This window comes from Pseudoalteromonas sp. P1-7a, assembly GCF_001401855.1.
Taxonomy (GTDB): Bacteria; Pseudomonadota; Gammaproteobacteria; order Enterobacterales; family Alteromonadaceae; genus Pseudoalteromonas.
The window spans coordinates 1-10,498 of record NZ_LKDU01000055.1 but is presented as its reverse complement, the minus strand read 5'-3'; the positions used below and the strand labels follow the sequence as shown (position 1 = coordinate 10,498).

The window sequence follows — 10,498 nt, the reverse complement described above, 5'->3', positions numbered from 1 at the left end:
ACTTAGCCCACTAGGTTACAAACCTCGCGCCGCGATTTAATCGCCCCTAGATTGAACAAATTTCAATCCGCAAAGGTCAACACGCCCTAGTTGGGTTACTGCATGTTGGGTTGTTCGGTTTTTTTGGGGGCAAACATATCTATGGTTTTATCTGTTTTTGGCGTGGGTGCATCTACGTGATGCTCTATGTGGCTTTTGTATAAGTCGCGTTTTGCTGCAATCCAGCCATATTTACCTTTGCTTTCAAAAACGTAATTGCCGCTAGGTGCGGTAAATTGTCCATAAATTGCGTCGTTTCCTACGGTCATAACTGTGGTGTGGAGTTGCCCATTGGCACCTATTACTTGGCCAAATATGCTTTTATCGCCATTACTAGCCTCAGATAACGAGGTGATTTCGGCGCTGTAGGTTTCGGCGGTTTGCGGGATTGAAATATCAAATGAGTCGCCAGTTTCGAGCGCTTGCAATGTGTTTAGGTCAAACTCTATGTAAGCTTCGTTGTTTAAATCGCTTGGCAGCACCTTGGCGTTGGTAAGTACCTCTTTGGCTTTTTCAGATACCTCATTAATGGCTTCAAACTGACTGCTTTGTGCTGGCTCATTAATTGTTTGAGGCTGTACGTTAACAGGATCTTTGCTCATATCTATAGGCTGAGGTGCTTTTTTATTGGCTGCAAATTTAGAGTCAACGGGCACTATATCTACTGCAACAGGGGCTGTTACCTGCTGTACTTTTTCGGTATTAAATAGCAGCTTATAAATAGCAAAAGCAGATAGTCCAAAGGCAACAGTTATTAAAAGAGCGCGTTTCATTTGTTTCTCTTATGGGGTTTTTGGTTAACTAATTGTTATGTTTTATATCATATGAAGAATTAGATCAAGTTGGGGTGTATAGTATTAAAGTGCTGCTTTTGCTTTTTGTAAATGATTGTAAATAAACAGTTTACCTGTTTTGGATTTTAAATTTTTTACTTTACAGGATGAGTTTTGCTAGGGTTTTAGCGAGGTATAGACGGACGCTAAAAAATATATTTATTTTTAATCTGGCAATTAAGTGCGTTCACTTTATAGGTAAAAATTTTTTTAAAATAATGAATATTTTTCACGCTTAATAGCGTAAACGCTAATTGCAAAGCGTAAATAGGCAACGTATGTTGTGAGCATAAAAATCTGAATTTAAGAGGGATTTTATGGCGATTTCTGATCAGCTACTTAATCGTGCAACTGCAGGATTAGTGGCTGTTATTATAGGTTTTTCAAGCTCTATTGCGCTTATCTATCAAGTTGTTATTACCCTTGGCGGCACACCCGACTTAGTGGCAAGCTGGCTTTTAATGTTAGGGCTGGTAATGGGCATAACCACCATTGGGCTATCATATTATTATAAAGTGCCGGTTTTAATTGCGTGGTCTACCACTGGGGCGGCTTTACTTATCTCAAGCGCAAAAGGCTACCATTTAAATGAAGCCGTTGGTGCATTTATGTTTGCCGCTACATTGGTTTTTGTATCGGGGATTACGGGTTGGTTTGAAAAAATAATGAACAGAATACCAAGCGAGCTTGCTTGTGCCATGCTGGCAGGCGTGTTGGTCACTTTTGGTATAGATGTATTTAATTTTATGAATGAGCTACCACTGGTTATTGGCTTAATGGTGCTTATGTATTTTTTAGGAAAACGCTTTTTTGCGCGTTTTGCCATGCTAAGTGTTTTAGTTGCAGGTGTAATACTGGCGTGGCAAATGGGGCATATTGATACGGGTGCTATCCACTGGAAACTAAGTGAGTTTACATACATAAAGCCGCATTTTAATTTGCAAGCGTGCATAAGTATTGGCCTGCCACTTTATATAGTGACCATGACCTCTCAAAATTTACCGGGTATTGCTGTATTAAAGGCTCATAATTATAAAGCGCCTATTTCGGCCACGCTCAATGTAACCGGTTTTATTAATATTTTAACGGCTCCATTTGGTACGTACTCTATTAATTTAGCGGCTATTACCGCTGCTATTTGTATGAGCGATGAGGCCGATAAAAGCTCCGATAAACGCTATTGGGCAAGTATAGCTGCAGGGGTTTTTTATATTGTTATGGCACTATGCGCGGCAACGCTCGTTGGCTTAGTGGCAAGTTTACCGCAGGCATTAATTTTGGCTTTAGCAGGGATTGCGTTATTTGGCACCATTGCTAATAGTTTGCAACAAGCGTTAAGTTCAGCCCAATATACCGAGGCCGCAATAGTAACGTTTTTGGTAACCGCATCTGATTTAACCATGCTCTCGGTGGGTTCTGCGTTTTGGGGAATAATTGCTGGGGTGTGTACGTTGATGATCACTCGTAAAGGTTAAATAAAAGCGTTAAGGAATAGGTTAAAACAGGCAAAAGCGTTGCTTTTAAACGAAAGCAATGTGCGTCTACAAGGCAATTTACCTCGGTGTTAATTTTGTAGGTAAGCGCGAAGCTTGCTCGCGCGAGATGCAAGTTACTTCTCTAAAAGCGTAGCGCCTCTAAACCTCTTTGTGATTAATTGATCTTTAATACAAAACGCACAAAGAGAAGGGATGGAGGAGTAAATGAGAAGTGAAAATTGTAGGCGGGAAGCCTGCTCGCGTGAAATTGGCTATGGCAGTTAATAAATGCTTACCTGCGCATTAAAAAAGCGGTGTTAAAATTAACACCGCTTTTTTAGATTTAGACAATAAAAATGCGTTTAAAGCATTGGTTTTAGCACATTATATAAAGCGTTGATGTGATCGTCTCTGTCGTTTAAAGCGGCTATGTAACGGTATTTTTCGCCGCCGGCGTTTTCAAATATTTCACGGTTTTCTTCTTCAAGCTCTTCGAGTGTTTCTAGGCAATCGGCACTAAAAGCTGGGCTTAAAATTGCTATATCGGTAATGTTTTCATCAGGGAGCGATGCAAGCGTGGCGTCGGTGTATGGCTTTAACCATTCGGCTTTACCAAAGCGGCTTTGAAATGTGCTAATGGCTTTGTCTTTATCAAGGCCAAGTTTTTCCATCACCAAGCGCGTGGTTTGTAAACATAGGCAGTGGTATGGATCGCCTCTATCTAAAAACAGTTTAGGCATACCGTGGTATGAAAAAACGAGTTTTTGTGGCATGCCGTTTTTTTCTAAATCTTCGCTTATGCTGCTTGCTAATGAGTCTATGTAAGTGGTGTTTTTGTGATAACCATTTACAAAATGGAGCTCTGGCACCCAGCGCCACTTTTGTAACACTCTTGAAACGGCATCAAATGTTGAGCCGGTTGTCGGGCTTGAGTATTGTGGGTAAAGCGGTAATACAATAATACGCGTAAGGCCTTTGTCGCGCAGCTGCTCAAGGCCTGCTTCTATTGAAGGGTTACCGTAACGCATGGCCATTACAACCTCGGTATTGGTATAACCTTGCTCTTTTAATAGCGCGTTTAGTTTGTCGCGTTGTAGGCGGGTAATATGCGTAAGCGGCGAGCCGTTTTCAGTCCAAATACTTTTGTACAGTTTTGCTGAGCGCTTAGGGCGAATACGCAAGATTATACCGTGAAGTATTATCATCCACACTAAACGTGGTATTTCTACAATACGGGGGTCTGATAAAAACTCGCGTAAGTAGGTACGCAGTGCTGCTGGGGTAGGCGCGTCTGGACTACCTAAATTGGTGAGTAAAATGCCTGTTTTTTGATTAAAACGCCCGTCGTGGGGATTGTCAGTAACAGCAGAAAATCGCGACACGGTGTGCTCCTTAAAGCAATGTGATACTAATACTTAATCATTTTGCGGGGCTAAACGGGTTGCTATCAGCGTTAAAAAATTCTCATTTAGTACAACTAAATAGCGAGTTTTTGTCTAGCTATCAACACGTTTTTCCACCCTTAAAATAAATCACTTAATTAAGCGGATTGGTATTAAACAGTTTAAAAAATATACCCAACTCAATAGGTACCTGTTTGAATTAGTTTAGCTTATATACGGCCATTGTAACGAAAAAAAGCACAGTTTAGATCAATCATTTAGCGCTTTTTACCATTATTCTAAATGGGGTTGGTTTTTTGGTTTCTAGTTGTTGTAGCTTGTCGATGGATTTTCTACCAAACACGTGGCCTTTAGGTAATAGCATTATACCGCTGTGGCTGTGCAACGTGTGGCCTAAAATCATATTGGCTTTTAGCTCTTTAGCGCTGCATATCATAATTGAGCCGGCATTATTAAGCTGCTCGTTTAATTTGCTATGGCTTGCTTCAAGTGCGCGCACAATTTTAGGGTGGTAAAAAGTGCCGCTGTACATTTTTACGGTTTCGAGGGCATCGCTGTGGCGCTCTTTATCGGTAGAACCTTGGCTTTGCTCAAATGCGTTCCAATAATCGCGAGCCACGCTAAGTACCATGGCGCCAATAGGTATATCGTTCCCAGCTAGCCCCTTTGGTAAGCCATTACCATTAAATCGTTCATATTGATGGTAAATTGCATCGGATACATCGTGTAAGTGAATAGCAGGCATAAGCATTAATTGTGCGGTGCTAGGGTGAGTGTAAAAAGCTTTGCGCTGTTGCTCACTCAGCCGACTTACTGGCTTTTTATAGAGCTCTGGGTCCATGGCAAGCAAGCCTATTTGTGCTAAGTAACCCGCCATTGGGGCTAAATCTATACTTTTTTGCGATAGGTTTAAATACAGCGCTATTTGCGTGCACGTGTCGGCAATCTTTTGTGCTCTGTTGCCATCTAAATAAGGGTTAGCATTTATAAAGTTATAAAGCAGCTCTACGGTGGCTTTATGTTCGTTTTTTTCGCGCTCGTTAGCCTCTTCTAGTTGCTTAAGCACCTGCTTAATTTGTTTGGTGCGTTTGTCTACTCGTTGCTCTAATGAATTGTTTAGTTCCAGAAGTTCTTTATTTTGTTGCTTTACTTGCAGCTCAAGCTGTTTGTTTTGCTTTTTTAACTGAAATTTCTCGATGCTATCGTTAATGCTGCGCAAAAGCATATCGTTTTGCCATGGCTTTTGTATGTAGCCGTTAATTTGCGCAAGGTTAACAGCGGCTAAAGTGGTTTCTATTTCGGCGTAACCTGTTAATAAAATACGTTGTGTTTCGGGGGCTTTGTTACGAGCCTGCTCTAAAAATTGCGCGCCGTTCATGGTGGGCATTTTCATGTCGCTAATGATTAAGCTAAATTCGTGGCTGCTTAAAAGCTCAAGCGCTTGCACTGGGCTTTTGCAGGTTATAAAACTAAAGTTATTATTTTTTAATAAAGAGGTTAGAGAGCGCAGAACAATTTCGTCGTCATCAACACAAAGTACGTCTACGGCAGTGATTGAATGTGCAGGATCTGCTGGTTGGGTCATAGTGCTACCTTCTAAAATAATAAGCATAGTCTAAAAATTGCTTCTAGTTTGCATAAATACGTATGGCAAACTAAACGTTATACATGGATGCATATTTATGGAGCGAATAGGATGAGCACGGTGACCAAGGACTATAAACAGGCTTTTTTAGATGAGCAACGAAAGCGCCTAGCCGCAGAACAACTGCTTGAAGATAAAAGCCAACTGTTAGTTGTGTTAAATAACGAACTTAATAAAAATGCTGCTGAGCTCTCTTTGTATCAGAAAATGTTTGTTCAGGCCGACAAAATGGCAAGCGTGGGGGATTTGTCTTGCAGTATAGCGCACGAAATCAATAATCCGCTCTCGTATGTAATTAGTAATATAGAAAGCCTGCAATATATTAGCCCTCTTTTATCTAAATCCCTTCACTATAACGAGCAGTTTTTAACTGGCCAATTAAATGCTGGGCAATATAAAAACGTATTAGCTGATTTAAAAAAGCAATACGAACATGCGTGGAACGTCCATGAAATTTACTCTCAATTAAGCGAAAGCCTAGAGGGTTTAAAGCGCATAAAGCAAACCGTACACAATTTATTAAATCTTAGCCAATTTACATACTCACATAATAAGCAATATTTAGATGTGAGTGAGGTTGCATGCTCTGCTTTAGAGGTACTACAAGGACAGCTTAAATACTGTGAAATAAAAACCAATTTTGAACAATTACCGCTCATTTGGGGAGAGTTATCGTCAATTCACCAAATTTTTGTAGAGTTGTTATTAAATGCGCAACAAGCGTGCGCGCATGACCTAGAAAAAGGGAGCATTATTGCTCTAAGCGTAACGCAGCAAAATGAAGGTGTATGTATAAAAGTGAAAGATAACGGTTGTGGAATGGACGAAAATACTCAAATGCATCTGTTTAAGCCTTTTTTTAGTACAAAAAATACAGCACATTCGTTAGGAATAGGAATGACAGTTGTTAACTTTATTTTGCAAGAACATGGCGGAAAAATAGAAGTTAGCAGTACTTTAGGAACAGGTACTACCATTTGTTGTTGGTTACCCGTAAAAGCAGAAGAAAGCGCAATAAATTTGTTGTAAATAAAGTGTTAACCAAATCGATGGGTGAAATTAAATTCCCAAATTGAATGCGTTTTGAACAAGTTTAAGTGTTATTTTGTGGTTTTTAGAATTTTTTGCATAGTTAGACCTATTATTTAGTTTTTTTCATTTCTTTTTATTTGCATATGTTGCTAGGATGTTCTACAAGCGATGCGTTACATCGCAATAACAAATATTAAAGAACACACTAAACAGGGTCGTCACTATGTCAACATATCGTTTAAATTCATTAGCTGCAGCTGTTGCGTTTGCCGTAAGCGCACCAAGCATTGTAAGCGCCCAAGAAGCACCTTTAGAGGCTGCACAAAATATCGAACAAATATCTGTATTAGGGTCGCGCGTATCTAATCGCACCTCTACTGAGTCTTCGTCACCTATTGATTTAATAGACGCTGATGATTTAAACAAAGGTGGCTTTACAGAGCTAGGGCAGAGCCTGCAAGCAACGGCTCCATCGTTTAACTTTTCTCGTACACAAGTGTCTGATGGCTCAGATTTATTTAGACCTGCCACGCTGCGCGGCTTACAGCCCGATCAAACGTTAGTATTGGTAAACGGTAAGCGCCGTCATAATCAATCTATTTTTGGTTTAAATGGCACGGTAGGTGCGGGTGCTGCGGGCACCGATATGAACGCGATTCCGCTTACTGCACTTAAAGGCGTAGAAGTATTGCGCGATGGCGCAGCAGCGCAGTACGGCTCAGATGCAATAGCCGGCGTAATTAACTTATCACTTAATAATTCAACGGGTGTAACAACCGGTTACGTACAATACGGTGGCACCAGTGAGGGCGATGGCGACACGCTTTCTGCAGGTTTAAACCGTGGTTTTGATTTAGGTAACGAAGGCGGTTTTATTAACTTATCGCTTGAATATCGTGATGCCGATGGTACAAACAGAGCTGAGCGCGATACGGGTGGCTCGTTAAACGTTGAACCAGGCACCCTGAGTGAAGATGTGCGTTGGGGCCAAGGTAATTCAGAAAGCGAATTTACCTCGTTGTTTTATAATATGGCGCTGCCAGTGGGCGAAAGCGAATTGTATTCATTTGGTGGTTATTCTGAGCGCACTGCGCTGGGTAACGGTTTTTACCGTAATTATAACGAAGCGACTAAAAATGTAACGCAAGTATATAGCGATGGCTTTTTACCTCGCATTTATAACGAAGCTGAAGATATTTCAGTAGCGGTTGGTTTTAGAGGCGACATAACCCCAGATTGGGGATACGATGTATCGGCAGTGTATGGTGAAAACCAATACGACTTTACTTCACGCAATACGTTAAATGCCTCTTATGCGGCAGAGTATGTGTTTAATAACCCAGATGCAAGCGATGCCGACATAGCCGCAAATGCAGGGCCAACCGGTGGCTACTCGGGTGGCTTTAGGTTTGACCAAACAACGGTTAATGCAGATTTTAACGGCATAGTTGATATTGGCCGAAGTGAGCCTTTGTATATCACTTTGGGTGCAGAATACCGTAAAGAAAACTACGAAATAGTACCAGGCGATGAAGCGTCGTACGCATGTGGCCTTGCAAATATGGATACTTCGTACCCATCGGTTAACGATCCGGATCAATTTGCTCAATGTGGCTTTCAGGCTTATAACGGTCTGCGCCCAGAGGCGGCTAACGACAGCGACCGCAACAGTTACGCGTTTTACGTAGATGTAGAAACGATGATCACTGATGCATGGAACGTAAGTGGTGCGCTGCGCTATGAAGACTTTTCAGATGCAGGCGATGACTTAATTGGTAAATTAGCAACGCGTTATGAATTTAACGATGACTTTGCAGTGCGTGGTGCAGTATCTACCGGTTTTAGAGCGCCATCGCTGCAGCAAAGTGGGTATACTGCATTTACGACTAACCTAGGTTCAGATGGCACACTTACACAGTCGTTTACTGCAAATACGGGAACAGCTTTCCCAAGTGCATTGGGTGTAGATAGCCTAGAGCTTGAAACATCAACTAACTACAGCGCAGGTTTTGTTTACGATGTGACTAGCGAGCTGTCGTTAACGGTTGATTTTTACCGTGTAGAAATTAAAGACCGTATTACGCTTGGTAGTTTACTGTCTGCTGATGATGTTGCCTTTAGCGATGAAGCTGTAGCCGCTTTACAAGCAACAGGCGCAGTGCAGGCTAACTACTTTTCAAACTCTGTAGATTCAACTACACAAGGTGTTGATATTATTGCCTCTTACCGTACTGATGTAGAGGGCGGTAACTTTGGTGTCACTTTTGCGGGTAACCTAAACGACACTAAAATAGATAACGTAAATGCTGAAGAGGGTATTCCTGAGTCGGTGGCGTTTGACGATTTACAACGTAGCTTTTTTACCGACGGTCAGCCAAGTGAGCGTGCAACCCTTACCTTTGACTACGAGCGTGATGCGTATCAAACAACACTTCGTTTTAACTACTTTGGCGAAACAGACGTTAAGTACTTTGGTAACGACCACATCCCTTTACCAGGGGAGCTTTCGCCTACGGGGTCGTTTAAGCCAACAAGTACAGTTGAATCGGCTGTGTTAGTTGATGTAAATGTAAGCTACCAAATTAACGAAATATTTAATTTATCAGTAGGCGCAGACAACGTATTTGATGAAACACCGGATGAGTTAGGTGACGACGAAGTACTTAACTTTATAACTAACGGTGCATTTAAATACCCTGTACGTGCATTGCCTTATGGCTTTGACGGGCGTACTTACTATGCAAAAGTAAGCTTTGAATTTTAATTATTTGAGCTAAACCTATTTAACCTGAATTCTGGTTAAGAGATAGATTTATTATCCAGAGTTCAGGTTACTACTAAGCGCAGTTACCTACTGCGCTTTTTTAATGCTTATTTATTATGAAAAAAGCGCGTTAAAACACTTGCAAGGTTGAAAATTAGGCATACAATCGCCACTTCTTAAGGTTCTTATTGTTATAAATAGTTAGGAAATAAAATGGCTAAAAAATCGAAAACCAAAGCCGCAAATAATAGTGCGGTAGAAACCGGGCGAGGTGTTATTAATCATAATGCGCTAGCGGCGTTAGTAACTTCTAAAGTGTTTAAACCACAAGTAGTAAAAGCTAAAAAAGGAAAAGGCTCGTATAAACGCACTAGCAAACACGTAAGACGAGAGTCTTATTTAATCGCGGCTTAAATAGCACCGATCAAATAAGACTTTTAACAGCTTACTTTTTGCCAAACATGCGCGTAAGCGTGTTGTCTTTATCAATAATATGGTGTTTTAAAGCGCCCACAATGTGTAAACCTAACGCCACTAATAGCGCATTTGCTGTAATACCGTGAACGGTTTTTCCTATCTCTGCTAAGCCTTGGTTAAAAGCGAGACTTTTTTGTGGGTTTTCTGGGTTGGGGTTGTGCGGTATAAGCTCAAGCCCAAACACCTCCACGCCGTGCCCACCAAAGCCCGACATAATCAGCCCCGAAATAGGCATAAGTAACATGCTTATTATAAGAACGTAATGCACAATTTTAGCTAACACTTGCTCATAATTTGGATGTTCAACATCGTGCTTTGGCCAACCATTTATAATGCGCCAGGTTACTCTTAGTAACGCAAAAGCAAGTAGTATTACGCCAAATGATTTGTGCCAACTCATTAGAAAAAACGCTTTAAAGTTTTCGATATACAGGCCAGAGCCTAATAACCCAATAATTAAAATAGCCACAATCCAATGCAGGCTTATAGTGGTTTTACTTAATGTACGTGGTGTATCTTTTGTTAGTTTCATTGTGGTTATTCCTAACTTAAAAAGTGGCGCTTAGTCGCGTTACAGTTGAATAATCAACATTAATGCGGCTAGCTTAAACTATAGAAGGTTAAAGTAGGGTTAACGACACCTATTTTTGAGTTTAAAAAGGGATAACCCGCCACGCGTGGTTCAGCGCAATGTTTGTTGCCTCTTTAAAAGCAAAGCGCCTCTAAGCCTCTTTGTGATTAATTGATCTTTAATACAAAAACGCACAAAGAGAAGAGAATGAGGAGTAAATGAGAAGTGAAACTTGTAGACGTCGAGCTTGCTCACGTTA

Annotated in this window: 8 protein-coding genes; 4 read left to right on the top strand and 4 right to left on the bottom strand. The window is 41.0% G+C overall.

The annotated features are described in order from the left end of the window. Window positions 1-95: 95 nt before the first annotated feature. Complete coding sequence (locus AN389_RS19065) at window positions 96-812, bottom strand: hypothetical protein (RefSeq protein ID WP_055020476.1); 717 nt, start codon at window positions 810-812, stop codon at window positions 96-98. A 377-nt stretch (window positions 813-1,189) separates the two neighbouring features. Between AN389_RS19065 and AN389_RS19060 the strand changes: the two genes are divergently transcribed. After that, window positions 1,190-2,347, top strand: a complete 1,158-nt coding sequence (locus AN389_RS19060) for a benzoate/H(+) symporter BenE family transporter (RefSeq protein WP_055020475.1) — start codon at window positions 1,190-1,192, stop codon at window positions 2,345-2,347. A gap of 362 nt (window positions 2,348-2,709) precedes the next feature. Here the strand turns inward: AN389_RS19060 and hemH are convergent, their stop codons facing one another. Continuing rightward, window positions 2,710-3,729 (bottom strand): ferrochelatase, encoded by a 1,020-nt coding sequence (gene hemH / locus AN389_RS19055; RefSeq protein ID WP_055020474.1) that lies wholly within the window; start codon window positions 3,727-3,729, stop codon window positions 2,710-2,712. A 274-nt stretch (window positions 3,730-4,003) separates the two neighbouring features. Continuing rightward, window positions 4,004-5,335, bottom strand: a complete 1,332-nt coding sequence (locus AN389_RS19050) for an HD domain-containing phosphohydrolase (protein ID WP_055016888.1) — start codon at window positions 5,333-5,335, stop codon at window positions 4,004-4,006. A gap of 111 nt (window positions 5,336-5,446) precedes the next feature. Here AN389_RS19050 and AN389_RS19045 point away from each other — a divergent pair, with 111 nt between their 5' ends. The 3 genes from AN389_RS19045 to arfA all read left to right on the top strand — a co-directional run bounded on the left by AN389_RS19045 (window position 5,447) and on the right by arfA (window position 9,605). Continuing rightward, window positions 5,447-6,424, top strand: a complete 978-nt coding sequence (locus AN389_RS19045; protein ID WP_055020473.1) for a sensor histidine kinase — start codon at window positions 5,447-5,449, stop codon at window positions 6,422-6,424. Window positions 6,425-6,650: 226 nt separating this feature from the next. Further along, window positions 6,651-9,191 carry a TonB-dependent siderophore receptor gene (locus AN389_RS19040; protein WP_055016885.1) on the top strand — a complete coding sequence of 847 codons (2,541 nt, stop codon included), beginning with the start codon at window positions 6,651-6,653 and terminating at the stop codon, window positions 9,189-9,191. Between the two features lie 213 nt (window positions 9,192-9,404). Then, a complete protein-coding gene (gene arfA, locus AN389_RS19035; protein WP_055016886.1) occupies window positions 9,405-9,605 on the top strand; it encodes an alternative ribosome rescue factor ArfA in 201 nt (66 codons plus the stop codon). A 31-nt stretch (window positions 9,606-9,636) separates the two neighbouring features. On the opposite strand, the gene AN389_RS19030 is transcribed toward arfA, so the two are convergent. Then, on the bottom strand, window positions 9,637-10,200 hold the full coding sequence (locus AN389_RS19030; RefSeq protein ID WP_055016887.1) for a cytochrome b: 564 nt from the start codon (window positions 10,198-10,200) through the stop codon (window positions 9,637-9,639). Between the last annotated feature and the right edge of the window lie 298 nt (window positions 10,201-10,498).